25 protein-coding genes are annotated in these 25,538 nt (G+C 44.0%); 14 read left to right on the top strand and 11 right to left on the bottom strand.

All coding sequences use genetic code 11. The annotated features are described in order from the left end of the window. Positions 1-8: 8 nt before the first annotated feature. The gene (gene pdeM / locus ACOJRU_RS16065; protein WP_421132726.1) at positions 9-713 is read left to right on the top strand and encodes a ligase-associated DNA damage response endonuclease PdeM; all 705 of its coding nucleotides are present in this window, start codon (positions 9-11) and stop codon (positions 711-713) included. Positions 714-758: 45 nt separating this feature from the next. Here pdeM and ACOJRU_RS16060 read toward each other — a convergent pair whose 3' ends face one another. The 4 genes from ACOJRU_RS16060 to ACOJRU_RS16045 all read right to left on the bottom strand — a co-directional run bounded on the left by ACOJRU_RS16060 (position 759) and on the right by ACOJRU_RS16045 (position 5,408). Beyond that, positions 759-1,652: a carbon-nitrogen hydrolase gene (locus tag ACOJRU_RS16060; RefSeq protein WP_421132725.1), complete on the bottom strand. Its 894-nt coding sequence runs from the start codon at positions 1,650-1,652 to the stop codon at positions 759-761. After that, positions 1,639-2,703: an agmatine deiminase family protein gene (locus ACOJRU_RS16055; RefSeq protein WP_421132724.1), complete on the bottom strand. Its 1,065-nt coding sequence runs from the start codon at positions 2,701-2,703 to the stop codon at positions 1,639-1,641. The genes ACOJRU_RS16060 and ACOJRU_RS16055 overlap by 14 nt, the downstream gene beginning before the upstream one ends. Before the next feature lie 114 nt (positions 2,704-2,817). Then, entirely contained in the window at positions 2,818-4,854 is a 2,037-nt protein-coding gene (locus tag ACOJRU_RS16050) for an alpha/beta hydrolase family protein (protein ID WP_421132723.1), read from the bottom strand. Beyond that, complete coding sequence (locus ACOJRU_RS16045) at positions 4,854-5,408, bottom strand: hypothetical protein (protein ID WP_421132722.1); 555 nt, start codon at positions 5,406-5,408, stop codon at positions 4,854-4,856. The genes ACOJRU_RS16050 and ACOJRU_RS16045 overlap by 1 nt, the downstream gene beginning before the upstream one ends. A 196-nt stretch (positions 5,409-5,604) precedes the next feature. Here ACOJRU_RS16045 and ACOJRU_RS16040 point away from each other — a divergent pair, with 196 nt between their 5' ends. Genes ACOJRU_RS16040 through ACOJRU_RS16030 form a run of 3 tightly spaced genes read left to right on the top strand, consistent with a single transcriptional unit; the run spans position 5,605 to position 7,309 of the window. Beyond that, positions 5,605-6,276 carry a CsgG/HfaB family protein gene (locus ACOJRU_RS16040; RefSeq protein WP_421134787.1) on the top strand — a complete coding sequence of 224 codons (672 nt, stop codon included), beginning with the start codon at positions 5,605-5,607 and terminating at the stop codon, positions 6,274-6,276. Between the two features lie 9 nt (positions 6,277-6,285). Then, positions 6,286-6,633 carry a DUF4810 domain-containing protein gene (locus ACOJRU_RS16035; protein WP_421132721.1) on the top strand — a complete coding sequence of 116 codons (348 nt, stop codon included), beginning with the start codon at positions 6,286-6,288 and terminating at the stop codon, positions 6,631-6,633. Between the two features lies 1 nt (position 6,634). Continuing rightward, a complete protein-coding gene (locus tag ACOJRU_RS16030; RefSeq protein ID WP_421132720.1) occupies positions 6,635-7,309 on the top strand; it encodes a DUF799 domain-containing protein in 675 nt (224 codons plus the stop codon). Between the two features lie 52 nt (positions 7,310-7,361). Here ACOJRU_RS16030 and folM read toward each other — a convergent pair whose 3' ends face one another. Further along, the gene (gene folM / locus ACOJRU_RS16025; protein WP_421132719.1) at positions 7,362-8,069 is read right to left on the bottom strand and encodes a dihydromonapterin reductase; all 708 of its coding nucleotides are present in this window, start codon (positions 8,067-8,069) and stop codon (positions 7,362-7,364) included. A 167-nt stretch (positions 8,070-8,236) separates the two neighbouring features. Between folM and folE the strand changes: the two genes are divergently transcribed. Further along, positions 8,237-8,920, top strand: a complete 684-nt coding sequence (folE, locus tag ACOJRU_RS16020; protein WP_421132718.1) for a GTP cyclohydrolase I FolE — start codon at positions 8,237-8,239, stop codon at positions 8,918-8,920. A gap of 41 nt (positions 8,921-8,961) precedes the next feature. On the opposite strand, the gene ACOJRU_RS16015 is transcribed toward folE, so the two are convergent. Both ACOJRU_RS16015 and ACOJRU_RS16010 read right to left on the bottom strand, forming a co-directional pair. Further along, positions 8,962-9,171 (bottom strand): hypothetical protein, encoded by a 210-nt coding sequence (locus ACOJRU_RS16015; RefSeq protein ID WP_421132717.1) that lies wholly within the window; start codon positions 9,169-9,171, stop codon positions 8,962-8,964. 251 nt (positions 9,172-9,422) lie between these two features. Beyond that, positions 9,423-11,369, bottom strand: a complete 1,947-nt coding sequence (locus ACOJRU_RS16010; RefSeq protein ID WP_421132716.1) for an alpha-amylase family glycosyl hydrolase — start codon at positions 11,367-11,369, stop codon at positions 9,423-9,425. A 288-nt stretch (positions 11,370-11,657) separates the two neighbouring features. Between ACOJRU_RS16010 and ACOJRU_RS16005 the strand changes: the two genes are divergently transcribed. Beyond that, positions 11,658-12,869, top strand: coding sequence for an MFS transporter (locus ACOJRU_RS16005; protein ID WP_421134786.1), 1,212 nt, complete (start codon positions 11,658-11,660; stop codon positions 12,867-12,869). 83 nt (positions 12,870-12,952) lie between these two features. Here ACOJRU_RS16005 and ACOJRU_RS16000 read toward each other — a convergent pair whose 3' ends face one another. Further along, entirely contained in the window at positions 12,953-13,336 is a 384-nt protein-coding gene (locus ACOJRU_RS16000; RefSeq protein ID WP_421132715.1) for a VOC family protein, read from the bottom strand. 45 nt (positions 13,337-13,381) lie between these two features. After that, positions 13,382-14,332 carry an aldo/keto reductase gene (locus ACOJRU_RS15995; protein ID WP_421132714.1) on the bottom strand — a complete coding sequence of 317 codons (951 nt, stop codon included), beginning with the start codon at positions 14,330-14,332 and terminating at the stop codon, positions 13,382-13,384. A gap of 123 nt (positions 14,333-14,455) precedes the next feature. Here ACOJRU_RS15995 and ACOJRU_RS15990 point away from each other — a divergent pair, with 123 nt between their 5' ends. From ACOJRU_RS15990 to ACOJRU_RS15965, 6 genes are all read left to right on the top strand, one after another. Beyond that, on the top strand, positions 14,456-14,989 hold the full coding sequence (locus ACOJRU_RS15990) for a lipocalin family protein (RefSeq protein WP_421132713.1): 534 nt from the start codon (positions 14,456-14,458) through the stop codon (positions 14,987-14,989). A gap of 100 nt (positions 14,990-15,089) precedes the next feature. Next, on the top strand, positions 15,090-15,647 hold the full coding sequence (locus ACOJRU_RS15985; protein WP_421132712.1) for a PhnA domain-containing protein: 558 nt from the start codon (positions 15,090-15,092) through the stop codon (positions 15,645-15,647). Between the two features lie 30 nt (positions 15,648-15,677). Next, positions 15,678-16,727 carry a dihydroorotase gene (gene pyrC / locus ACOJRU_RS15980; RefSeq protein ID WP_421132711.1) on the top strand — a complete coding sequence of 350 codons (1,050 nt, stop codon included), beginning with the start codon at positions 15,678-15,680 and terminating at the stop codon, positions 16,725-16,727. After that, entirely contained in the window at positions 16,694-17,989 is a 1,296-nt protein-coding gene (locus ACOJRU_RS15975; RefSeq protein ID WP_421132710.1) for a substrate-binding periplasmic protein, read from the top strand. Before pyrC ends, ACOJRU_RS15975 begins: the two co-directional genes overlap by 34 nt. Continuing rightward, positions 17,989-19,368, top strand: coding sequence for an ATP-dependent RNA helicase DbpA (dbpA, locus tag ACOJRU_RS15970; RefSeq protein WP_421132709.1), 1,380 nt, complete (start codon positions 17,989-17,991; stop codon positions 19,366-19,368). The genes ACOJRU_RS15975 and dbpA overlap by 1 nt, the downstream gene beginning before the upstream one ends. A 27-nt stretch (positions 19,369-19,395) precedes the next feature. Then, complete coding sequence (locus tag ACOJRU_RS15965; RefSeq protein WP_421132708.1) at positions 19,396-19,797, top strand: ACT domain-containing protein; 402 nt, start codon at positions 19,396-19,398, stop codon at positions 19,795-19,797. Here ACOJRU_RS15965 and ACOJRU_RS15960 read toward each other — a convergent pair. Both ACOJRU_RS15960 and ACOJRU_RS15955 read right to left on the bottom strand, forming a co-directional pair. Beyond that, positions 19,777-20,448, bottom strand: coding sequence for a lysoplasmalogenase (locus ACOJRU_RS15960; protein ID WP_421132707.1), 672 nt, complete (start codon positions 20,446-20,448; stop codon positions 19,777-19,779). The genes ACOJRU_RS15965 and ACOJRU_RS15960 overlap by 21 nt on opposite strands. Before the next feature lie 71 nt (positions 20,449-20,519). Next, the gene (locus ACOJRU_RS15955) at positions 20,520-22,586 is read right to left on the bottom strand and encodes a M13 family metallopeptidase (RefSeq protein WP_421132706.1); all 2,067 of its coding nucleotides are present in this window, start codon (positions 22,584-22,586) and stop codon (positions 20,520-20,522) included. A gap of 206 nt (positions 22,587-22,792) precedes the next feature. Between ACOJRU_RS15955 and ACOJRU_RS15950 the strand changes: the two genes are divergently transcribed. After that, on the top strand, positions 22,793-23,404 hold the full coding sequence (locus ACOJRU_RS15950; RefSeq protein ID WP_421132705.1) for an RraA family protein: 612 nt from the start codon (positions 22,793-22,795) through the stop codon (positions 23,402-23,404). Between the two features lie 111 nt (positions 23,405-23,515). Next, positions 23,516-25,357: an ABC transporter ATP-binding protein gene (locus tag ACOJRU_RS15945; RefSeq protein WP_421132704.1), complete on the top strand. Its 1,842-nt coding sequence runs from the start codon at positions 23,516-23,518 to the stop codon at positions 25,355-25,357. Positions 25,358-25,538: the final 181 nt, after the last annotated feature.

The following is a 25,538-nucleotide window of genomic DNA, read 5'->3' as shown; positions in this document are numbered from 1 at the left end:
CAATGGGAATGAGTATTACCGAACAATGGCTAACGCAGCATGTTAAAGCTAGAAAGGTCGCTATCACTAAGTTTTCAAGTCATCTATGGATTGTAGATGCGCGTGGCATTGCCTATCTACCAGCGCTTGATTGGCTTATTGTTTCAGACCTTCACCTCGAGAAGGGAAGCTATTTAAGCAGCTTTGCAAACCCACTTCCAAATCTAGACTCCCGAGCAACGCTTGAACGATTATCTGGCATTCTTGACGACTATCGGCCTGAAACGGTTATTAGTCTCGGCGATAGTTTTCATGACCGGCAGAGTATGTCGAGAATGGATGTAAATGATAAACACAGGCTTTGCGAATTGGTAAAAACCGTTAGCAATTGGAAATGGGTAGAAGGAAATCACGATCCAGAACTGCCTGACGGTATTCCTGGCGAGGCGTGCTACGAAATAGTGCATGATAATATGGTGTTTCGTCATGAGCCTCAAAAGCCCGAGCAACGTCACCAAATTATAGGTCACTATCACCCTAAAATGAGAACGAAAATTGCGCAGCGTCGCTACAGTGGCAAGTGTTTTGTCTTTACTGATGACATGTTCGTTATGCCTGCATTCGGACAATTCACCGGCGGCCTTGATGTTGATGATGACGTTATGAAGCAATTACTACCCCGTAGGCAGCGAACGCACTTCTTAATGTACGATGGGATTGTTTTTAAGACCTAGGCGCACAAAAAAAGCAGCGCTATGCTGCTTTTTATATGCTAACTATTAATCACGCCAGCGCTTTGTTAAGTCCTCATAGGCGTCAATGCGACGGTCTCTAAAATAGGGCCAGATACGCTTAACTTTTTCAGTGCGCGACATGTCCAAATCAACAATTAATGTTGCTTCTTCATTAGCGTCAGCTTTTGCAAGTATCTCGCCCTGAGGCCCTGCAACAAAGCTTTGCCCCCAAAACTGGATACCAGGATCACCGTTAACCGGAGAGGCTTCGAAGCCAGTGCGGTTAGCAACGATAACCGGTACGGAATTAGCCACTGCATGGGCACGTTGAATGGTTTCCCATGCTCCATGTTGTCTACTTTGCTCTTCTTCTGAATCGCTTACATCCCAACCAATAGCTGTGGGGTAAAACAATATGTCAGCGCCGGCCATGGCCATCAACCGAGCGGCTTCTGGGTACCATTGGTCCCAACACACAAGTACACCAAGTTTTCCAATACTCGTTTCGATAGGAGTAAAGCCCATATCACCCGGTGTAAAATAAAACTTCTCATAAAAACCAGGGTCATCAGGAATATGCATTTTGCGATATTTACCTGCAATGTCGGCACTTCTGTCGAACACCACGGCAGTATTATGATAAAGCCCTGAGCCACGTTTTTCGAATAGCGACGTGACCAACACAATATTGTGTTTTTGTGCCAGTTCGCCAAAGAACGCAGTAGCAGGGCCTGGGATAGGCTCGGCTAAATCAAACGCATCAGTATCTTCTTGTTGGCAAAAATATAACGTGCTGTGCAGTTCTTGCAGTAAAATACACTCACAGCCTTGGTTGGCCAATGTTTCAATTTGTTCTGCACTTCGCTGCCAGTTTGTGGCTTTATCATTACCAGCAACAGCTTGTTGTACTACACCAACTTTGACCTTATTCGGGCGCATGAATCGACACTCCTTGGTTGAGGGCGTTAACGACTGAGTCTTTCAGTGTATTTATGGGTACTTGCATAGAAATGCAATGCAAACTGCCATACTGTTTTACTAACACCGAACAATCAATAGGGTGAACGTAATGATTTGGATGGGCAGCGCGTATAACGCGAATGGCATCATCATCTTCCGGCTCCCCATAAATTGGCATTAAGATAGCCTGGTTGCAAATTAGGTAGTTTGCATAAGAAGCAGGTAGCCTTTCCCCGTCGTTATTAACGATATGGGGTAAAGGAAGTGTATGTTGCGTATGCTCTGGCAACGCCACAGCACATTCATCGCATAATGCTTTTAATCCATTGAAATGGCTATCTTCGGGGCGGTTATATGCTGCCTGTATCACTACCCCTTTGTGGGGAGTAAATCGAACCAGCGTATCAACATGTCCATCGGTGTCGTCACCTTCTAAATGCCCATTGTTGAGCACGGTGAACCGCGTACAACCAAGCATCTCTTGAAACACTGCTTTATAGTCTTCAATACGCATATCGCCGTTTCTTTTCGGGTTTAACAAACATTGTTGTGTACTGAGTAAATGCCCGGTTTCATCAATTTCTAGTGCACCACCTTCAGCGACAATTGGACTGCTTCGCATGACCGCTTTACACAATGATGCTAAATAGCGTTGATTAGCCATATTGTCTTCAGAGGCATCAAATTTTTCGCCCCATCCATTGAATCTAAATTCAACAGGTGACCCATTTTTGTTGTTATCAACACAAGTAATAAAACCATAGTCTCGCATCCAAGTATCGTTGAATGATGCAGGGATGATTAAGACACGTGCGTCGGGTGCAAGCAATTCCTGTAGGTCTGCGACATCGTTAGGCGAGCACAATAAGATAACGCCGGCACTATTTTTATTTACTGCCTGTATGACGGAAAGGTAAGTCTCGCGGGCTGCCTGTAGCCATGGGGCCCAGTCTGTCGAAGCGTGCGGCCACGCAAGTATTACAGCGTCAATTGGTGTCCACTCGGGCGCCATTGTGCGATTGCCTTGCATAAGGGGTTCTCAATAGATTTTGGAAGGCTAATTATAGCGAGCGCCGGGGCGCTCACCAATAGATTTAATGAATTTTATCGGTAGGTTATTCTCTACGAGGCGTATAATTAAGAATTACTCTGCCGTCGTTACAGGGTCTGAAGGGCTAGATGCACCATTACGTAGATGCGTGTTCAGAAATTGAATGAGCTCGAAGTAGTAATCTGCTGCATCCGATGTGTAATCAAAGCCATGACCCACACCGTCCATCACTTTCCATTCGTGTTTTATACCTTTACTTTGAAGCGCAAAATGAAGTCTATAAGCGTGTTCAATATCGACAATAAGATCATCGGTTCCATGGGCTAAAAACACGGGCTTGGTAATTTGTTCATATTGATACAAAGGAGAATACTCAAACAATAACGCCTGTTGGGATAATGGGTCTCCTATGATTTCAGTGAGCAATGTCATTGTTGCATCATCTTTTACATCGCTTCGTTGAAACTGTAGCGCCAAGTCAGTTACGCCAGCGAACGACGCTGCACAATTATACAGCTCCGGCGAACGAATAATGCTGTAAAGCGCCGAATAGCCGCCATAGCTTCCGCCTATAATGCATACGTTATCCTGATCGACCGAGAAATTTTCCACAGTGTGTTGGAGCGCCGCTTCAATGTCATCTTCTATTAACCGCCCCCATTGCTGCATGCCTTGGCGCATAAACGATTTTCCATAGCCCTTAGACCCTCGGTAATTCACCTGAAGGGTTGCAATGCCCGCGTTTACAAGCACTTGAATATTCGCGGAATAATGGCGTGAATCACTTATGCCGATGGGACCGCCGTGAGGAATAACGACTAAAGGCGGGTTCTTTACGTCAGGCAAGGTTAGAAAAGCTTCTAACGTTTGGCCGCTATCTAACATAACACTGAGTGTTTGGGTTTTACGTAACCCTTTATCGGCAAGCCAAGGATATAAACTCGTGACGCTACTAAACGCGTCACGCTCGCGATTATAAATAAAAATCTCGCCTGGATTAGCGCTATCGTCTGCGAAAAATAAGATGTTTCGGCTATTGGCATCCATTGCGATAGCATTGATTCCATTCGTGCCTGTTTGTTCTGATAAACGCTCGACAAAATGGGAGTACTCAGTGGAAAAGTAGTGTTGTTTGGTTATGCCTTTTTCAAGGAAGGAAACACCGATTATATCTTTAGTTTCGGGTTCGAAAATAGCAGATCGAAGGTCGTAAGACGGATGCTCAAATACTGTGTCGGTAAAGCGTTTGCTTTCAATATCGAAACGCCTTAAATTTACCTTATCGCTGTTGTGATTAGTTAAAACGAGTAACGCGTTAATGGTTTGATCATAACCTACTACTTTAACGATATCGTCGTGGTCACTGGTCCATACCGACTTGTATCGATACTTCCTTGGTTTATTGCCTGTGCGGGCAAAGAGTTCAGTACTGCGATCTACGGTTCTTGTTCCTGCAATACGCCAACCGTTGTTGTCGAATATCCAGTTATGAAGTTTGGGGCCAGACTTGTTAATTCTATATTTTTTCCTAAATGTGCTGTCTTTTACTTTTTCTCCTAAATTAATTTTGAATAGGTCTGTGTAAAACACATAGTCATCGTGCTGTTCGTATTTGGCGAAAACAGCATGGCTTCTATCGTGAGGTAGCGTGTCGACCCAATAGCCTTGCTGCGAAATATAAGACAGTCTATAAGGTAGCGAGCCATCACTCTCTGTAGGCCCTAGCTCGACGAGTATATAGCGATGAAATCTGCCATTTGAATGCTGTTGTAACGAAATAAAGTCGTCGGATAACCATATAAGGTCATAGATTTTATTAAAATGTATTTCCCAGCTCGTGATGCCGTTTTGAGTTTCTACTTCTCTCTGACGACGTGTAAAGGTGATGGGATCGTTTGATTGTCCTGTCGCAACGTCGTAAATGATCAAATCATACGTATTGGCTTTTGGCGCGATAAACGCTACGCGATTACCCGATGGACTAATGGAGAAATGTTTATACTTTGCTGATTTGAAAAACTGAGCGAGCTGGTCTTTGGTACTCTTAGTTGAAATCGCATGGCTTTCAGATAGGGTAAATAAACTGCATAGAACGACTAAAGCTGACACGAGCGTTGATGAAAGGCGCATTATTTTTCTCCCTTTTTAGCAGCCATTGCTTGATAAAATTCGATATAGTGGTCGTTAGGGTAAAGCCCATTAACGATAGTCATTCCTTGAATATCGTCTTTATGGTCTTGTTCGAGAATTTTTAGAATGATTGATGTACGATTTAACTGACGTACTCGCATTCGACTGCCTAACTTCTCTATCATCAGTAACCCTACATAGTTGATTACGCCAGGCTTGACCGTAAACGATAAATCGTCCTCTGAGACGTTATATTCTATCTTAAGCTTGTTGCCTTTCGCTAAGGAACCATTCTCTTCAAAGATTTCTGTCCATTGATATCTGCCGGCAGGAAGTTTTTTTATTTCAATAAGCTGCGCATGATTAAGGGGGCCGAAAGTATGAGTATTAAACATACCTTCCCCTTCCAACACGATACTTTCTGCGTAGCCATCCGCGTAGGCAGCAATAATGACATACCCTTCATTCTCCTCAAGAGGGGGGAGGGCTGCGTGCGCGAGCGTACAGAAAAAAAGAGGGGAGATAAACGCAACAAGAAAGTGTCGAAACTTCATGATATCAATCCATTGAATGTAAATGTATGTATTTTGTAACAACAATAACGATGTCGCTACACATCGTCAATGCTACAAAATTCTTAGAAAGAAAAATACAGCGTTGATTTCTTACGATAAAAAACATGATATAAATAATAATAAAGTTATCATTTAACTTTTAAATCACATTGGAAAAGGGACTAACGTGAAAAAAATATTCAATAAAAATAAAGCAGGGGTCATTGCCTTAGCATTCGTCATAGGAACGGTTTCAGGTTGTGCTACTACGTCATCTAAAGTTGTAGAGACGCCGACTGTCAATAGCTACAACACGCAATACACTGGCGAGAAGAAAAAACTAGTAGTAGGCCAATTTGTTAACCGCTCTAGTTTCCAAAATGGTATTTTTTCGTCAGGGCAAGACCGGCTAGGAAGTCAGGCAAAAACAACATTAATGAGCCATTTACAGCAGACAAATCGCTTCAGTGTTCTTGACCGTGATAACCTAGATTTACTCGCTGACGAAGCTAAGCGCGCGGGAACGAGCCAAACGATTGTTGGTGCTCGTTTTGTCGTCACAGGTGATGTGACGGAGTTTGGTCGCAAGGCGATTGGCGATAAACAGCTTTTTGGTATTTTAGGCAAAGGAAAGTCACAAATAGCCTATGCCAAAGTGACGCTTAATGTTGTCGATGTTACTACCTCTGAAGTAGTTTATTCAGTCGCAGGAGCCGGCGAATACAGCCTTTCTGAGAGAGAAGTAATTGGTTTTGGTAGTACAGCAAGTTACGATTCGACGTTAAATGGAAAGGTACTCGATTTAGCCGTACGCGAGGTTGTGAATAAACTTGTCGATGGTATTGAATCTGGTGCGTGGAAGTTTTAAGGGACTAATATGATGAAAAAAATAATAATAACGCTCGCATTGGCACTTGGTGTCGTGGGTTGCAAAACCACCGAACCCCTTTACTACTACGGCGAATATAATACTGCTGTATATAGTTACTTCAAGGGCGAGGATACCACACTAGAAGAGCAAATCACCGTTTTGCAACTTGCAGTAGAGCTTGCAGAAGCAAATGAAAAAAATATCGCGCCGGGCGTGCACGCGCATTTAGGTATGCTTTATTTTGAAACGGGTAACCCCGGTTTAGGTGAGCAGCATTTAAATCAAGAAAAAGCCTTATTTCCTGAGTCAACACACTATATTGACTTCCTCCTAACTTCAGCGAAAGGGGCATAAAATGAAAGTTTTATCATTGATTTCAACGTTTTTTGTACTTGTATTGCTTTCGGGATGTGTGAGCATGCCGCCTGCACACGACTATACGGCATTTCGCACATCAAACCCCACGTCAGTCATAGTATTGCCACCGATTAACAATACGCCTGAAGTATTGGCGTCTTATAGTGTAATGTCACAACTGGCAGCGCCAATTGCAGAATCAGGTTTTTACGTTTTCCCTGTGGCAGTTGTTAACCAGACGTTCAACAATAATGGACTCACAGTAGCAGAGGATGTTCATGCGGTGCCTGGTCAAAAGCTTAAAGAAATTTTTGGAGCTGACACCGGCCTTTACGTGACAATTGAAGATTACGGTACAAGCTACGTGGTGATCTCTAGTGAAACACGGGTAACGGTATCTGCTTCACTGGTTGATTTAGAGACAGGAACTGTATTGTGGTCGGACGCTGCCACAGCGTCAAGTGCTGAGCAGCAAAATGCAAATAGCGGTGGGCTTGTAGGTATGCTTGTGCAAGCAGCCGTTAGTCAAATATTTGAAACGGTCACTGACAGGGGCTTTGATATCGCCGCGATCGCGTCTAACCGTTTGTTGTCTGCGGACAGTTACAATGGGTTCTTATACGGACCTCGCTCACCAAAATATGGTCAGCCTGTACCCAGTGAGAAGAAATAATCAATAGGATGTATCGAAAAGCGAACGAATGAACATTTTTTCGTTCGCTTTTTTATTTCAAATGCCTGCCGCCATTTAAGTGCAACGTTTGTCCGGTGATATAGTCACTTTCGAGTAAGTAATGCATAGCCTTTACGGCTTCTTGCGCGCCTGGTACGGTTTCTAAAAGCGACTTCTTTTTCGCCTTTTCTTTGTAATTGTCATCATCATCTTCATTAAACATCAACAACGCCGGGGCGATGCTATTTACTTTTACCTTCGGCGCATATTTCTTGGCAAACGATAACGTTAAGTTATGAAGTGCAGCCTTGCTTGCTGCGTAAGCCATATGCTTTTCACTTCCCGTTTCTTGAACGTAGTCTGTCATGTGTATAATGTCTGCTGGACCATCTCTATCCATTAACGCTTCTTGAAGCGCTAAATTTATTCTATAGGGCGTGTAGGCATGTATTCGCATCATGCGCTCTATTAATGCATCCTTATTGTCATACCCTTTTTCTTGCGCCCAGTCAGACGCGTTATGTATAACGGCGCGATAGGTTGTACTGACCGCCTTAATTTGATCAATTGCTCGATCAATAGCCGCCTCAGTGCTAAAATCAGCGTGTAGCACCGTTGCGCCACGTTGCTTCAACGTATCAATAGACGGTCGGTGCGTACGATAGGTTACGACGATAGGAATTGACGAGTCTAATAGGCTTTTGGCCATCGCAAGTCCCAAACGCTGGCTCGCGCCTGTGATTAAAACGGGGTGAGACAAAAGGGTTCTCCTTGAAAATCAGTAGATGTATGCACTTACGAACCATATTGTGACAGACCCGGTTAAAGTATTAACGAGATAAGATAAGCGCGAGTTTTAGTCAGACAGATCTCTTATGCGATAATTAACGTAGAAGATCAAAAAAGAAGTACAGACGGAAGCATTAAATGTTAGCAAATGAAGCTGTGGTAGTGCGTGATGCACTCGACCCATCAATTTCAGAATCGGCAGAGCTTGTTCGCAGTGCGTTAGAGGCAAAAGGCCTTGAAACGCCTATGGTGTCTAATGGTTTAAGCGATGAACAAAAGCGTACTCGAATCGAGTCGTCTATGCGAGACGTTATGCAAACGCTTGGTCTCGATCTGAATGACGATAGCTTATGTGATACGCCTAAGCGCATTGCAAAAATGTACGTGAATGAAATTTTCGGCGGGCTTGATTATCGAAAGTTTCCAAAGATTACGCAAATTGAAAATAAAATGCAGATTGACCAGCCAGTACAGGTGTCTGATATTTCGTTAACCAGTACATGCGAGCATCATTTTGTGACTATTGATGGCACTGCGACCGTGTCTTACATCCCGAATGATACCGTTATAGGGTTGTCGAAAATTAATCGTCTGGTGAGCTTTTTTGCCCAACGTCCACAGGTGCAAGAACGCTTAACACAACAAGTGCTCATCGCTATTCAAACGCTAGCGAATACTGATGATGTTGCGGTTAGCATTAACGCTACGCATTATTGCGTGAAAGCGCGAGGCATTAGAGATACTAACTCGTTTACAAAAACGTCCGCGTTAGGTGGGAAGTTTCTTACTGATGTTGAATTAAAACGAAGCTTTTTTAGTTAATGCGTTACAAGACAAAAAAAACCGCCTCAATAGGCGGTTTTTTATTTTGTAATCAAATCGTTTTCAAGCTCATCGACAATCAGGTTTATACTACCATTGACGCCGTCTGCGGCGATCAAACTGAGCGATGCGCCACAACAAGGGCAAAAGGGGTGCTGCTCTTTGTACATATCTTTCGTAGGATGAAGGGTAAAATCATTTACTGAGCCGCATCGGGGGCACATATATTCTAACGGCGTATCTGTCTTCATTTAATATCCTTTGACTGTTATCCACATCCTGTGGCCACTTATTAAAACGTTATCTACTTTTTAAAATAATCTGAAAATGTTAATGCAGGTCTTGGAGTGAGTGTCTATTCACAAACCTTATACGTAAGTATAGTAGGTAAAGATGAGTGTGCACATGAAAAAACGTTAATTAGTCGATATACTTCTTAACGCACAGACTTTAAAAGAAAAATGCTGTCCCATTAGTATTAATGCGACAGCATCAAATCGATTTATGGGGTTGGGCTTAACCATAATTGCTGAAATGGCTTAAGTGAAAGGCCATGTTCACTGATAGCGGGTGAGGTATCTGTCAGAAGGTCGCGCCACTTTCTGTCAGCTACCAACTGAGGGTCAACGATTTGGACCTGTTCACTAAAGTTACACATCACTAACAGCGTTTCTCCTTCACTATTTTTTCGACTAAATGCAAAACAGTGGTCGTTACCGCTTTCTTCAATATGAGTCTGTGCATTGCCAAACACCGCATGTGTTTTGCGAATATTGATCATGTGCTGCAACCCTCTGAACACTCGAAGACTCGCATCCTCTTGAAGTGTAAGTGCAGAACGTTCGGCAGACAACGCAAAGTCGGTATCATCGTTGGTTACCGCAATTCGATTCACCCAACGTGCATCATGAAGTTTGATGGGGTCATTTAGGTAGTCGTAGTCATTCAATTTGGCTAATTCATCACTAGAATAAAGCAAAGGAATGCCGCCAATACTAAACGTAATACCGTAGAGTAAAAGCATACGCTGAATAGCGTCGTCTATGCCTTTCTCATCGTTAGCGTTAAGTGCACTTTCAAGACCACATAACGAAGCTAATGAACCGCACACCCGGCAGTCGCCATTTTCTGGATTTTCCGCAAAAGGCACGCCAGATGCAAAACTGCCTTCAAACCGTCCTGTGTAGAATTGATTTAAAAAGAAACGGTGATCATGACCGTTTATTCCCAATTCCTGCGCGACAGCATCGTCAAACGTCCAGCCAATATCATCGTGGCATCGCACATAGTTAACCCATGCACAATCTTGTGATATCGAAAAGCTTTTTTGCATTGAGCGCGTTAGCAATCGTGTTTTTCGTGTTGCTAGGCTGTTCCACAATAGCGCCATAAGCAGCGGGTTGTATGACAGCTGACATTCGTCTTTACCAATGTACTTAACGACTTCATCGGGGTGTACAATGGCTTCTGATTTGAATACGACAGAAGGCGCTGCGATCTGTAGGCAGGTATTAAATGCTTGAATTAAGACGTGTGCGTTCTCTTGGTTTTCACAGTTCGTTCCCATTGCTTTCCAAATAAAAGCAAGGGCGTCTAAGCGCAAACCTGCACAGCCGATATTGGCTAAAAAGAGCATCTCTGATGTAATGGCATTAAACACTTCTGGGTTGCTGTAATTTAAGTCCCACTGAAAGCTGTTAAACGTTGTCCATACCCATTTATCCATAGTTTCGTTGTAGGTAAAACTTCCTCGACGAACCTGTGGAAAAATCTCTCTCAAGGTATGCTCATATTGATCAGGTACGCTTCTATCATCAAACAGGTAGTAGTAATTTTGGTATTGCTGGTTACCCGCAAGCGCCGCCTTAGCCCACGCATGCTCATCAGAGGTATGGTTGAATACAAAGTCTAAAACAAGATCAATGCTCGCTTTTTGCAATGCCGTCGCGAGTGACTCTAAATCTTTTATTGTGCCTAACGACGGGTTGACCTTACGGTAATCCGATACCGCATAGCCACCATCGCTGTCGCCCTGTGGTGCGTCATATAGAGGCATTAAATGTAAATACGTAACCCCTAACGCTTGGTAATAGGGTATTTTGTCGTGTAAATCCTTGAGGGTTGGACCCATTAAGTCGACATAACATGCCATACCAACTTGGCTTTCATCGCGATACCAAAGTGGGGTTTTAGTGCGCTCAGCGTCTAGTTTTTTTAAGGCAGGCTTTCGTTTTTTTACACCGTCTCTTAATATTTCAATTAATTTTTGTAAATGAAAATAGCAATCATACTGGTGACCATAGACTTGTGTGTATTTTTCAAAGAGTGCGTCGAAATGTGTGCGCAATCTACGTGTAAATATAGTCGCATCTCTTTTCGTAAGGCCGCTTATATCAAGGCTTTCAAGTATGCGCTCTAAGCAAATGCTACTGTTTGCAGCGTAATTCATTTTTCACTCCAGTATGGAATACGTTTATTCGCCATGTATCTCGATTACTGCGTAACAAAATAACAAGTTTACATGGTTTTTAAATTCTGTTAACTTTTATCTTAAACGATTAAGTTGATTTTACAAATAATATCAAACTTTATTTCATCTGTATTTATAGTCTTAAGTCGAACAAGCCGTTCAGCTTAAGCAATACCAGTATGAGTTAGCCAACATGTACATTTGTCGAGACTATTTATGACCAATCAAGAACCAAACAGTAGAGTAATACGTTGGTTAACCTACCTTATGTTTATGATGTTCGCGATGACATCAGACTCGATAGGTGAAATTATCAAAGAAGTGAAGATCGCTTTTTCGGTAACCAATGCGCAAGCAAGTCTAATGCATTCGCTCCCTATGCTGGGTATTGCCCTGTCTGGGTTGTTTCTAGGTTTCTTAGCGGACAAGTTAGGGCGAAAGCCTACGATTATTATTGGCTTGGCGCTTTTTGGTGTTGCCTGTTACAGCTTTATGGTCGCCAATGATTTTATACTTATTGTCAGCCTAATGACGCTGTCAGGTGTTGCGGTTGGCATATTCAAAACCGGCGCTTTGGCCCTTATTGGTGATATTTCAACATCCACAAAGCAGCATACATCTACCATGAATGGCGCTGAAGCCTTCTTTGGTGTTGGTGCCATTATTGGGCCGCTTATTGTTGCATACCTTATACATGTTGGGGTGGCTTGGCAGTGGCTATACGTGATAGCAGGTGGCGTCTGTACGGTACTTATTGTTGGTGCGCTCTTTGTTAAATATCCAACTTATTCGAAGGACGCTAGCGCAAGTGCTGAAAAGGTATCGTTACTGAAAAGCCTCGCGTTAATAAAGAATCCCTACGCGTTTGGTTTTTCTGTTGGTGCGTTTCTTTACGTTGCGGCTGAAAGTGCAATTTATGTATGGATGCCAAGCTATTTAGTGTGCGATGCGACGACGCTTCGCGCTACTTACGACTGTTACAGCGAGGGCGTTACACAAACGTTGGCTATTTACTCGGTCACCGCATTCTTTATTTTGCGCGCAGCAGGACGGTTTGTTGGTATTTGGATGATGTCTCATTTCAACTGGGCACTGGTACTTATGTTATTTAGTGGAGCCATCGTTGTGTGCTTTGCTTTGGGGCTTTGGGGCGGTAAACAGGTGGCGCTGTATCTCTTTCCGCTAACAGGCATATTCATGTCTGTGATATATCCTACATTTAATTCAAAAGGAATAAGCTGTTTTCCTAAACATCAGCACGGCAGTGTTGCCGGTGTCATTTTGTTTTTCACGGCTGCAGGCGCTGCGGCAGGGCCATTTATTATGGGCGTAGTGAGTGATGCTAATGGCGGTGATGCAAAGTATGGGTTTATGGTTGCCACGGTGTTTGCAGCAATATTATTTGTTGGGCTTACGTACAACTACTTAAAAAATCCAACCCAAAAGCGGTTGGAAGAGATTGAAGCAAGCGAATATTAATCGTTATTGAACCATGAAAAAAAGCAGGCTTTAGCCTGCTTTTTTGTGTTCCGCAGTGGTGTGTCGAAAGTGACATCGAGCTTTTATTGCTCGTAAAGTTCAAGCGGCAATCCATCGGGGTCTTGAAAAAAGGTAAACCGTTTATTGGTGTAAGGGTCAACCCTTATATCTTCACACGCCACGTTGTGACCAACTAATGTCGCGACTACGTTATCAATATTTTCGACCTTGAAAGCAAGGTGCCGTAGCCCTTGGGCTTCCGGATTGGAAATGCGAGACGGGGCGCCAGGGAAAGAAAACAGCTCTATTCTACTTCCATCGGGTAACGATAAATCACATTTATATGAGTCCCTGTCAGCGCGATAATTCTCATCGATAATACTAAACCCTAATATATCGGTGTAAAACCGCTTAGATACCTTATAGTTACTACAGATTATGGCTACATGATGGAACCCATTTAACATCTACATCTCCTCGTTTAAAACGTGTTGTTGATAAGTAAAGCGTGCTTATGGCACCTCTTGTCCCATCGCGGCCTCTAAAAGCGCATACCAATGTTCTCTGGAGAGCGTAATATCTACCGCTTTTTGACAAGCGCGCAACCGGTCTACATTGGTGGTACCAAGTACAGGCTGAATATTAGCTGGATGACGCATTAGCCAGGCTAATACAATCGCTTCAGATGTGGTTTCATAATCACTCGCAAGTTTGCGCACCAATTCAATAGTAGTGTTATCTGCGTTATTTTGCGATGTGGCGCCCGTATATTTGCCTTGCGCTAAACTACCCCATGCTTGCAGCTGGATATTATTTTTCATGCAGTATTCAAGGGTGCCAGGCGCATATCCCATTGATCTGTTCGCTGTGCTGTTTGTGGTCATACCGTCTTCAATCCAATCACGAAACCCTAAGCTCATTTCAAGTTGATTGACAATAATGGGCGACTGAAGCGCCGATTGAAGGTAATCGATTTGATGAGAATGCATATTAGACACTCCAACATGCTTGATTTTGCCTTGCTGAATGAGCGACTCTAACGTGAGTGATACCTCTTCAAGCTCCATAAGGGGGTCAGGTCGGTGCAATAACAAAATATCTATATGCTCGGTATTCAATCGTTGCAAAATGCCATCCACGGATTCATTGATCCACTGTGCGGAAAAGTCGTAACGCTTTGGTCCTAAATCATCTTCAAACCGTATCGCACATTTAGACTGCAAAACCATGTTGTCTCGCCATTGCGGGGCTTGTTTTAGGGCGGTTCCGAAAGCGCGCTCTGCTTTACCGAACGTGTAAATATCGGCGTGGTCGAATACGGTAATATCTAGTGATAACGCTTCTTCAACAATACGATGAGCATGGAGGATATCGTCCCGACTAACAGGCGATGCGTTCCACCCCCCTCCAAGGCCCATACAACCGTAGACTAAATGACTTGCGTGGGGGATATATGATTGCATGGTGTGCTCCATTAAATAAGACGAATAAAGAGTTATAGCGAAGAGCCTATCAGCGTTTTCTATTTATTTATAGAGGCTTAAACGCAATAGGCTTCACCACAAACAAAAATGGCGAGGACCAAAATGAAAAACGGAATTATTTACTTATGTGCAATATCGCTTATGGCATTAACAGCATGCACAGGCGTACCTGAAGATGTGTCTCCCGTAGGCAACTTCGATGCTGAAAAATACGCAGGAAAGTGGTACGAAATTGCGAGACTAGATCATAGTTTTGAACAGGGGCTGTCAAACGTAACGGCAACCTATACCCTGCGTGAGGACGGGGGTATTGACGTGGTAAATCGCGGATTTTCTAAGGAAGAGGGCGAATGGGATGAGGCAAAAGGCAAAGCGTTCTTTGTAAAAAATAACACTACGGGACACTTGAAAGTGTCATTCTTTGGCCCCTTTTACGCCAGTTATGTGGTGATGGCGTTAGACAAAGAAGCGTATCAGTACGCGCTTGTAACAGGTCCCGATAAGGATTACCTGTGGATTTTAGCGCGCGAACAGCAACTTTCTGATGCGGTTCGAGAAAAGCTGTTAGCCATTGCAAATCAGCATGGTTATGACACAGATAAACTGATTTGGGTTTCGCATCGCCTCCCTAACTAAACGCGTTGAACATGACACCTTGTTTCGTGCGTTGTAGCCTAATAGTTTACGGTAAATATGATATACTATGGCTTAATAAATGTGCATGGAATTAGATTAAGTGCTGCAAGAAAGTGTAAAAAACCGCGCGAATAATGCGTGTGAGTTGTGTAAAAGTGAAACCGGTTTAGACGTGTTTTTTGTGCCAGAGTCGCCCGATGAAACCGCTCAAAGTGCAGTACTTGCATGCGATACGTGTATCGGCCAAATAACCGGAAGCGACGAGCTTAATGCCACACATTTGCGCTGTTTAAATGACGCGGTGTGGTCTCCTACACCTGCAGTTCAGGTTTTAAGTTATCGATTACTGCACAAGCTTAGCGCTGAAGGTTGGGCCCAAGACCTACTTGATATGATGTACTTAGATGAAGATATCAAGCAGTGGGCAGAAGCAGGCCTTATCGAACAAGATGCGACTTTAGATTGCAACGGCACGCCTCTTCACGCTGGCGATAATGTTCATTTAACCAAAGACCTCAATGTTAAGGGGGCAAATTTTACTGCGAAGCGAGGTACCCCAGTGCGTGGCATTAGCTTAAGCAGTAATCCTCTGCACATTGAGGGGAAAGTAAACGGTACCCGAATTGTAATTATTGCAGCGTACACCAAAAAATCTTAAGTATACGTAACATTATAGAGACTAAAGGCTATGCAAACTCTCACGATTAGAACACCCGATGATTGGCATTTGCACTTTCGAGACAACGAAATGCTTGCTGAAACGGTTCCTGCCACTGCCCGTTGTTTTCAACGAGCCATTGTTATGCCCAATTTGGTACCACCGGTAGTCAATGCAGACATGGCAGTTGCCTATAAGCAGAGAATTGAAGCAGCACGGCCTAAGGGGAGCACGTTTGAGCCTTTAATGACGTTATTTCTTACCAATACCACATCAGCGAAAGACATTGCGGATGCAAAAGCTGCGGGTGTCACTGCGTGTAAGCTATACCCAGCGGGTGCAACGACTAATTCAGACGCAGCAGTGAAAGGTATAGAAGCACTTTATCCGGTGTTTGAAGCCATGCAGGCGCATGGACTATTGCTACTCATTCACGGAGAGGTAACGGAAAGTCATATTGATATTTTCGACAGAGAAAAGGTGTTTATTGATACGCACCTGGCGCCTATCGTAGCGGCTTTCCCTGAACTGAAAATCGTTTTTGAACACATTACGACGGCCGATGCTGCATCATTTGTCAGCGAAGCGAATGATAATGTTGGCGCAACCATTACACCACAGCATTTATTGCTGAATCGAAACGATTTACTAGTAGGTGGTGTTCGTCCGCATAATTACTGCCTTCCTGTTTTAAAGCGCAATACGCATCAACAAGCGCTAAGAAAAATGGTTGCCTCAGGTAACAAGAAATTTTTCCTAGGCACCGACTCTGCACCCCATGCCAAGCATAAGAAAGAAAACGCGTGCGGCTGTGCGGGCTGTTATAGTGCATGGTCGGCGATAGAATTGTATGCAGAAGTCTTTGAGCAACTAGGTGTGCTGGATAAGCTTGAGGGCTTTGCTAGTGATTTCGGTGCGGACTTCTATGGGTTACCGCGCAATACAACGACAATTACGCTCGCCAAGGAAACATGGACTGTCCCTGAGCATGTATCTTTAGCAGACGGTACCGATATGGTTCCGTTCTTTGCAGGGCAGACGCTTCAATGGAAATTACAAGACGCTTTCCAAGCTCGTTAGTATATTTGCTGTTGTGCTTTTACGTTACGCTTTCGTGTGACGTAAAAGCCGACGAGCGTCCACCGTTGTCCGTAAACATGCAAGTAATGTCGGCTGAATTGCCTGTGTCAGGTAGCGAATATTCAAAACGTATACTGACAGATATTGCCGCACTAGCAGGCTATTCAGATATTACGTTTAACATGACATCGAGTACCGCTGACGTCGTCTCTGTCGTTGTACGTACGCCGCAAAATGAAAATGACTATTATTGGATAACCCCGCTTATTGCATTACCTTGCGATGACGATGTGCAAACTTGCTCAATGTCGCCGTCTAAAGACGGGCTATCTATGCGTCTTCTCTATGCGGCGATGTCAAAAAATACTGACCTACAAGATAGTGCCGAAGCGCTATCACAGGTTGCGACAACATATAAAATGTCAGAGGCGTTTAAAGAAAATAAACAGTCCTTTGACGCTCGTTCGGTGAAGGAAAGCGTCACATTCAAATTCGGAATATTAGGGCTTGGTGTTAACTTGAACGCCGACATGTCTGATTTGTGGGTAATTTCTGACTTGGTTCCTTTATTTAGTGAGCTTACCGAACGCGGAGAACTCAAAGGGATCGCGGCTGATTTTGTTAAAGATTTACTAGACGATGTGGGAATGTCATCGACCATTCTTTTCGCCCCTTGGTTGCGTATTGCCAAAGAGGCTGAAAACAAACCGAACGTTTTAGTTTTTTCCATTGTGAAGACGCCCGAAAGAGATCAGATTTTCCATTGGATATCGCCTATTTCACGTAATTTACACGGTATTTTTGGTATTAATGGTGCGCGATACGATGATATTAACGCCATTGAAAAGGATAAATACATCGGCGTGCTTACTAACGACTATCGTTATGAAGCGGCAAAAAACGCAAAACTTCGCGTAAACAGCTACAATAGCTGGCAAGAGGTTGTGTCAGCATTGCTAGACGGAGAGGTAGACTTCATCTTTGCTTCTCAGGGGGCCATCGATTTTGGCTGTAGTGGTACTGAAAAACAATGTAAAGCCGTAAAGCTTGTCGCGCCTTACCGAACAACAACTGCCTATTTGGCACTGTCTAAACAAGATACGTCATTGTTGGTCGTAGAGAGACTTAAACTCGCATCAGCAAAAATTAAACAAGACACTGCATTCAAGCAAAAGTTAGAAGAATGGAGTCGCAGTGTGTATTCACAGCACCAAGTAGTACACCATATTGAAGATGGTGTCGTGCACCTTTGGGAAAAGTAATGACAATTGAAACAATTAAGCACCTCAACATTCAACCGGCTATTGTAAAGGCGCTTGATACACAAGGTATTTTTACGCTATCACCTATTCAGCAGCAGTCGCTGCCTATTGCCTTAACCGGTAAAGACATAATAGGGCAAGCACAAACAGGAAGTGGCAAAACGCTGTGTTTTGTCATTCCTGCATTAGAAACTATCGATCCTACGCGTTTTGTTACGCAAGTCGTTATCTTATGTCCAACCAGAGAGTTGGCAGACCAGGTGGCACAGCAGTGCAGAAATGCAGCGAAGCAAATTGGCAACATAAAAGTATTAACGCTTTGCGGTGGGCAACCTATGGGGCCACAAATTCAGTCTTTGAAGCATGGTGCACAGATTATCGTTGGTACACCTGGCCGCATTATGGACCATGTCGAGCGACGCCGTCTTGATTTATCAGCAGTAAAGCTTCGTGTACTTGATGAAGCGGACCGCATGTTAGATATGGGTTTTGAGGATGCGTTAGATGTTATTTTCTCTCCCATGCCTAAAAAAATACAAACCCTATTGTTCTCCGCAACGTTTACCGAACAGATTGAGCGTGTAGCGAAACAATTTTTGACCTCTCCAGAGATATGCAAAGTCGAGTCTACCGCCAGTAAACCTTCAATAACGCAACTTGGCTTTAGCGTATTGCCGCATACGCGCATTCAAGCATTAAAAGCTGTGCTAACACACTATCAACCCAAAAACGCGATTGTGTTTTGTAACCGCCGCGTACAAGTGCAAGAAGTAGTAGAAGAATTGGCAGAAGAAGGGTTCAGTGCTGCCGGTCTACAAGGTGATATGGAACAGCACGATAGAACGTCAGTGTTAATGCAATTTGCCAGTGATGCGTTACAAGTGTTAGTGGCAACGGACGTTGCTGCACGAGGGCTGGATATAGACGACATCGCATTGGTAATTAACTATACCGTAAGCGAAGAGCCTGAGACACATATTCACCGTATTGGACGCACAGCACGAGCCGGAGCAGATGGCACCGCTATTACTTTGGTCAGTGAAGAGGAAGAGCATTTCTTAAGAAAGATAGAAGTGTTGCAAGACAGCGATATAGAGCTAAAAGGTGCACAAGGCTTACGTTTCCACAAAAATCGCATCACGCTACCTGAATTCTCATGCATTTCATTAAGTGCGGGTAAAAAAGAAAAGCTTCGCCCTGGTGATTTAGTGGGGGCATTGACCAAAGATGCGGGTATACCTGGTGATGATGTAGGTAAAATTGCGGTTCAAAATAGTAAGAGCTTTGTTGCGGTAAAAACACGCAGTGTGAAACGTGCAATGACGCTGTTCCGTGATGGGAAAATTAAAGGCAAACGTGTCCGAGCACGCAAGCTTTAGATGTTATAAATAGCAAAAAGGATAATTATGGGCGGCATTACTGACTTATCTTACTTACTGAAAAATCTCACGCCGGTTATCAGTGGTGAAGAGTATGTATTTGTAAGTCTGTCGCCACATCAGGTCACCTCTACCTTGGTTGATGTAGCGCTTGCAATGTTTAAAGAGGTAGAGGGAATAACGCTCATTCTAGAAAAAGACGCAGCGCAGCAGGCAGGCTTAGAATTTGACGGGGCCTATAAATGCATTACCTGCAAGGTACATTCAAGCCTAGATGCCGTTGGTATGACTGCCGCGATGAGTGCTGCGTTAACGCATGCAGGAATAAGCGCGAATGTGGTTGCTGCCTATTATCACGATCATATTTTCGTCCCTTCACACCACGCCAAATTGGCCGTAGAGTCGTTATTAGCGCTTGGCAAAGCGTGAAAACAGAGGGCTCGCTAAGCCGTATACAATCAGTAGTTGTGCCAAATAATATGTGCTCATGACTACCACGCTCGCGAAAGCCACGGGGCCATTAAACAGGTTATAGGCTAATGTGGCATCTGATAGCAAAAAGCTTATTACACCAACCTTGGTAAGCCGTGGCATTCGCAGCATAAAAGCGCTTAATCCCAAACCAGTAATAATACATAGGTAGGCTGCTACCGGCATAAACATGCTGCCTGTATGGGGCAAAATAATGATGCCCATTGTGAGTGCAAACCCAATAATAGCGAGTACCGGGAATACCACCGGTTTGTTGGCCTGTGTTGGGTTTCGCTGTGGGTTATCATGCGACGTCTTTACGAGTAAAAATGCCCCGATATATAAACAATGTGCAATGAAAAAGCTCGCTAGACCTAACGTGAAGCTATGTTCAATAGGCAGTGCTAATAAGATGTCTCCACTACCACTTGCTCCTATAGCGCCACAAAGCAGAAAGCATAATTTTCGCGGACGTATCCCTGACGCTGGCAGGAGTAGCAGTAAAATAGGTATCACTTTGATGAGCCATTGAAACGGGTAGGGGGACTGTGAAAGCAATACAATGTATAGCGTACTGGTAAACAGATAAGCAATGACTAGCGTTGGCATAAACGGTTCTCGTTGTCGGGTACAAAAAAGGCGACAGGTTAGTGTCGCCTTTTTTTATTAACGTGTCACTGTTACCAAATTTTAACGCGCTCTTCTGGCGGCAGGTAAAGTGCATCTTCTTTCGTTACGTCGAAGGCTTGGTAGAACTCTGGAACATTTCTTACTGCGCCATTCGTACGGAATTGCGTAGGCGAGTGAGAATCTGTTTGAATTTGCGTGCGCAACGCTTCATCACGGTATTTACTTGCCCATACTTGCCCATAACCGATGAATACACGTTGATCGCCTGTAAAGCCGTCTAGTTCAGGCGCCTGTTCGCCATCAAGCGAAAGGTGGTACGCTTTTAGCGCTATGCTAATACCGCCTAAATCACCAATGTTTTCGCCTAGTGTATATTCGCCGTTAACAAACAAATCGGGTAATACTTCAAAGGCATTATACTGCTGAATCAAGTTACCTGTGCGGGCTTCAAATTCTGCACGGTCTTCATCTTTCCACCAGTTTCTCAATACCCCGTCGCCATCAAATGTTGAACCGGTGTCATCGAAGCCGTGGCCAATTTCATGACCAATAACCGCGCCAATGCCACCGTAATTCACGGCATCTTCAGCATTCATATCGAAAAATGGTGGTTGAAGAATAGCTGCTGGGAATACAATTTCATTCAATGGTGGGTTGTAGTAGGCGTTGACGGTTTGCGGTGTCATACCCCATTCGTGCGTCCATACCGGGCCGCCTTGTTTCTTAAGTGTCTCTGCGTACAACACGTCAGCTGAGCGTTTTATGTTGTTGAAGAGGTTACTTGCATCAACGGTGAGGGCTGAATAGTCACGCCATTGGTCAGGATAACCAATTTTAACCGTGAACTTAGACAGCTTATCAAGGGCTTGAGTACGTGTTTCTTCTGTCATCCAGTCAAGTTCTTCAATACTTTCTTTATAGGCAAGTAAGAGGTTATTGACCATTTCCATCATGCGATCTTTAGCTTCAGGTGGAAAATGTTGTTTAACGTACACTTTTCCAATAAGTTCGCCAACATGTGCATTGGCAAGGTTTACCGCACGTCGCCATTGTGGTTGTTGTTCTTCAACACCGCGCAGTACTTTACTGTAAAACTCAAAATTGGCGGTATCAAGCGCTTCATTTAGGCGGCTGGCCGACGCATTCAATAAACCCCATTGCAAGAACGTTTTCCAGTCTTCAAGAGACGTTTCACTGATAATGCCATCAATGGATGTCATAAAGTCTTTTTGCAAAATGCCGATATTTGACAGACTTGTCATTTCAGCCGCGCCTAAAAAAGCACTCCAGTCGAAATTAGGCATCAATTCACTGAGTTCTTCTATCGTCAGTTTATTGTAGTTAGCTGCAAAATTACGGGCATCCTCTTTCGACATGTGGATATTCGCAATTTTGGTTTCTAAATCGAAAAGCATTTGTGCGCTTTCAGCCGGGGCATCAAACCCAGCCAAGGTGAACATTTTTTCAATATGTGCCACATAAGCGTCGCGGATTTTTTGCGAGGCTTCATCGTCTTTGAAATAGTAATCGCGATCAGGTAGCCCTAAACCACTTTGCCATGTGTAAATAAGATACTCTTTTGGTGACTTTAAATCGGGGTATTGCGCAAGACTAAATGGCGTACCGAAGCCATATCGAGATGCGTAAGCAAAATAGGCGGCAAGTTCTGAGTAGTTATCGATGCTGCTGATTTTTTCCAGCTCAGGCGTTAATGGTGCGGTGCCCAGTGCGTTGCGCGTTTCCATGTCCATATAAGCGCGATAGAAATCACCCACTTTTTGCTCATCGCTTCCTGCTTTAAAGTCGCCTTCAGCAGAAGACTTGATAATATCCATGACGTGATCTTGTGCTTCATCTCTAAGGATCACAAACGAACCGTAGCTAGATTTATCTGCTGGAATATCGGTATTGTCTAACCACTTACCATTAACATAGCGAAAGAAATCGTCGCCCGGATCGACAGACAAATCCATGTTTTCCTTAATTACGCCTGACGTCATAGCCTGCTTTTGCATAGCCTCGCTGCTAGCCTGCGTTTGCGATTCGTTTGTTGTGCTTTGTGGGCTACATGCGGTAAGCGCAAGCGCAACACTCAAACTCAATACATTTTTTAACATGGATTGCGGTTCCTATTTTTTGTCGTTATACGCCTGTGCGCTAACACGCGGCGTGCTGTTATTATGAATTTTTATCATGCCATCACCATTAGAAAAAGGACTTATGGTGAAAATACATAGGTTGTAACAACTTTATACCGGTAACTTCGTTATAGTAAACATTGAAGTTTTTATAAATTAAACGCTATCAGCGTAAGGACAATGCTATGCCCAATTTTGATGAAGTATCACCTTGTGATTATGCTGACGCTTTGCCACGGGAGCAGTTTATTGATTATGGAATAAAGCCGTTGTGGAGTGGTATGCCTCGGATAGCTGGGCCCGCATTTACCGTAAAGTGTGCGCCAGGTGACCATCTTATGCTGCACGCTGCAATTTACCGGGCGAAAGCAGGCGATATTATCGTAGTAGAAGCGGATGATGCTTTTGCTGTCGCAGGCGGAAACGTATGTGCAATTGCCCAATCAAGGGGAATAAAGGGTTTTGTTATTGATGGTGTAATACGAGATTTAGCTGAAACCCGTGAAAACCAATTCCCCGTCTTTGCGCGTGGTGTCATACCCAAGCCGGGTGCAAAGCGCTGTATCAGCCCACTTAATCAGCCAATTACGTGCGGAGGAGTTAGGGTAGAAGCAGGCGATATCGTTGTGGGAGACGAAGAGGGGATTGCCGTAATCCCGCAACACCAAGCCCTAGAAGCTTACGATATTGCAAAGGCGCGTGCGACTAAAGATGCATCAATGACATTAGAACAATGGCAGGCACAGCATCAGAGCAAAGTGGAAGAAATACTCACTACACTCGGCTTTTTGGAATAACTATTCGTAAAAACAACTGAGAACATTAAGGATGTTTTACGTATCTATTGAACACATAGTGTAGAATCGCGTATTCAACATCCAATTGTCTGAATCACGCGAGTTTGCTTAATGTTTTCATTCTTCGAACGGCTCACGCAGCCTTTCCCCGACAGTGCACCTACACAACCCCCTAAGGGGATTGTTGCCTTTTGTAAATACTATACGCAAGGTATGTGGGGGGTAGTATTTACTGTCTCATTATTGAGCGCCATTGTGGCGATGTTAGAAGTTGCCCTTTTTGGATTTTTAGGGCAAATGGTTGATTGGTTCTCTGAGCAAAACCGTGAAACGTTTTTGGACGACCAAAAATGGACACTGATAGGCATGGGCGGCACGGTGCTTATCTTAATACCGCTTTTTATTTTACTGCGTTCACTTTTTTCCCGTCAGTCACTAATGGGAAATTATCCTATGCGTGTACGGTGGCAGGCTCACCGCTATTTGTTGGGGCAAAGCCTCACCTTTTTTCACAATGAGTTTGCGGGGCGCGTAGCGACTAAAGTCATGCAAACCGCACTTTCCGTGCGTGAAACAGTCACTAAAATACTCGATTTGCTTGTGTACATTAGTGTGTATTTTATTTCGATGGTAGTGCTTATTTTTAGCACTGACTGGCGCTTGGCATTACCACTGGTTATTTGGTTTTTTGTGTATATAGCGATATTACGTGTGCTGGTACCAAAACTAAAAGTTGTCTCGCAACGCCAGGCCGATGCGCGTTCTATGATGACAGGGCGCATTGTCGACAGCTACACCAACATTACAACGGTAAAACTTTTTTCACACAGCCGTCGTGAAGCAGATTACGCAAAAGAGAGTATGGATGGCTTCCTAAAAACGGTATACCCACAAATGCGCTTGGTGACGGTGTTAGAATTTTGTGTGGAAATAGCCAATGCGATCCTTATTTTCGCTGTTGGTGCGCTGTCTATTTTCCTATGGCTTGAAAGCATCGCTACGCCTGGTGATATCGCGATTGCAATTAGTTTATGTCTTCGTTTAAACGGCATGTCGCATTGGGTTATGTGGGAAGTATCTGGTTTATTTGAAAACCTGGGAACGGTTCAAGATGGCATGAATACACTCGCGCAGCCTATTGCCGTTAAAAACGTAGAGAATGCCTCGCAGCTTAAGGTTAGTGGCGGCGCTATCCAATTTGACGATATAAATTTCGCGTATCATGGTGCAAACGACCAGTTGATAAATGTGTTCAGCAACCTCCAACTTTCAATACAAGCGGGAGAAAAGGTGGGGCTGGTTGGGCGTTCCGGCGCTGGCAAGTCAACATTGGTGAATTTACTGATGCGTTTCTACGACACGCAATCAGGCCGTATCATTATTGATGGTCAGGATATTACCGAGGTCGACCAGGAAACGTTAAGGGCAAAAATTAGCATGGTGACTCAGGATACCTCGCTCATGCACCGTTCCGTAAGAGACAACATATTGTACGGCCGGACCGATGCCACCGAAGACGACATGATTCGCGCAGCCAAACAAGCAGAAGCACACGACTTTATTCTTACGCTTACAGACAGCGAGGGGAGAACCGGCTATGACGCGCATGTGGGTGAGCGGGGCGTTAAGCTCTCTGGCGGCCAACGTCAGCGCGTTGCTATTGCGCGTGTATTACTGAAAGATGCGCCAGTATTAGTTTTAGACGAAGCAACATCTGCGTTAGATTCTGAAGTAGAGGCCGCCATTCAAGCGTGTTTAGATAAAGTGATGGAAGGCAAAACGGTACTTGCCATTGCACACCGTTTATCAACGATTGCGCAAATGGATAGGCTTCTCGTACTCGATAAAGGCACCATAGTCGAGCAGGGAACGCATGCAGAGCTTATCGCGCAAGAAGGCATTTATGCCAAGTTATGGGCCCATCAAACCGGTGGTTTCATTGGTGTTGAATAAGCCTCTATTTTTTATGTGAAGTGATGCGAAGATAGAAAAGGGACTAGATAAAGCGCTTGTAAGTTGGAAGTGGTTAAGTATAATACGCCTCCCTCCCTTGCGATACCGCATTTTCCTAAGAAAAGACGCACACTTCACAAGGGCAGTGTAAGTAAATTTTGATAGATAAATAAAACACCAC

The organism is Alteromonas algae, assembly GCF_049117195.1.
Classification (GTDB): domain Bacteria; phylum Pseudomonadota; class Gammaproteobacteria; order Enterobacterales; family Alteromonadaceae; genus Alteromonas.
The sequence above is the reverse complement of the archived record's forward strand: the minus strand, read 5'-3'. Positions and strand labels throughout refer to the sequence as shown.

Bases quoted from the DNA above. Each gene is read 5' to 3' on its own strand.
- pdeM (WP_421132726.1), top strand. From the start codon at position 9: ATGAGTATTACCGAACAATGGCTAACGCAGCATGTTAAAGCTAGAAAG.
- ACOJRU_RS16060 (WP_421132725.1), bottom strand. From the start codon at position 1,652: ATGCGCCCGAATAAGGTCAAAGTTGGTGTAGTACAACAAGCTGTTGCT.
- ACOJRU_RS16055 (WP_421132724.1), bottom strand. From the start codon at position 2,703: ATGCAAGGCAATCGCACAATGGCGCCCGAGTGGACACCAATTGACGCT.
- ACOJRU_RS16050 (WP_421132723.1), bottom strand. From the start codon at position 4,854: ATGCGCCTTTCATCAACGCTCGTGTCAGCTTTAGTCGTTCTATGCAGT.
- ACOJRU_RS16045 (WP_421132722.1), bottom strand. From the start codon at position 5,408: ATGAAGTTTCGACACTTTCTTGTTGCGTTTATCTCCCCTCTTTTTTTC.
- ACOJRU_RS16035 (WP_421132721.1), top strand. From the start codon at position 6,286: ATGATGAAAAAAATAATAATAACGCTCGCATTGGCACTTGGTGTCGTG.
- ACOJRU_RS16030 (WP_421132720.1), top strand. From the start codon at position 6,635: ATGAAAGTTTTATCATTGATTTCAACGTTTTTTGTACTTGTATTGCTT.
- folE (WP_421132718.1), top strand. From the start codon at position 8,237: ATGTTAGCAAATGAAGCTGTGGTAGTGCGTGATGCACTCGACCCATCA.
- ACOJRU_RS16015 (WP_421132717.1), bottom strand. From the start codon at position 9,171: ATGAAGACAGATACGCCGTTAGAATATATGTGCCCCCGATGCGGCTCA.
- ACOJRU_RS16010 (WP_421132716.1), bottom strand. From the start codon at position 11,369: ATGAATTACGCTGCAAACAGTAGCATTTGCTTAGAGCGCATACTTGAA.
- ACOJRU_RS16005 (WP_421134786.1), top strand. From the start codon at position 11,658: ATGTTTATGATGTTCGCGATGACATCAGACTCGATAGGTGAAATTATC.
- ACOJRU_RS16000 (WP_421132715.1), bottom strand. From the start codon at position 13,336: ATGTTAAATGGGTTCCATCATGTAGCCATAATCTGTAGTAACTATAAG.
- ACOJRU_RS15995 (WP_421132714.1), bottom strand. From the start codon at position 14,332: ATGCAATCATATATCCCCCACGCAAGTCATTTAGTCTACGGTTGTATG.
- ACOJRU_RS15990 (WP_421132713.1), top strand. From the start codon at position 14,456: ATGAAAAACGGAATTATTTACTTATGTGCAATATCGCTTATGGCATTA.
- pyrC (WP_421132711.1), top strand. From the start codon at position 15,678: ATGCAAACTCTCACGATTAGAACACCCGATGATTGGCATTTGCACTTT.
- ACOJRU_RS15975 (WP_421132710.1), top strand. From the start codon at position 16,694: ATGGAAATTACAAGACGCTTTCCAAGCTCGTTAGTATATTTGCTGTTG.
- dbpA (WP_421132709.1), top strand. From the start codon at position 17,989: ATGACAATTGAAACAATTAAGCACCTCAACATTCAACCGGCTATTGTA.
- ACOJRU_RS15965 (WP_421132708.1), top strand. From the start codon at position 19,396: ATGGGCGGCATTACTGACTTATCTTACTTACTGAAAAATCTCACGCCG.
- ACOJRU_RS15960 (WP_421132707.1), bottom strand. From the start codon at position 20,448: ATGCCAACGCTAGTCATTGCTTATCTGTTTACCAGTACGCTATACATT.
- ACOJRU_RS15955 (WP_421132706.1), bottom strand. From the start codon at position 22,586: ATGTTAAAAAATGTATTGAGTTTGAGTGTTGCGCTTGCGCTTACCGCA.
- ACOJRU_RS15950 (WP_421132705.1), top strand. From the start codon at position 22,793: ATGCCCAATTTTGATGAAGTATCACCTTGTGATTATGCTGACGCTTTG.
- ACOJRU_RS15945 (WP_421132704.1), top strand. From the start codon at position 23,516: ATGTTTTCATTCTTCGAACGGCTCACGCAGCCTTTCCCCGACAGTGCA.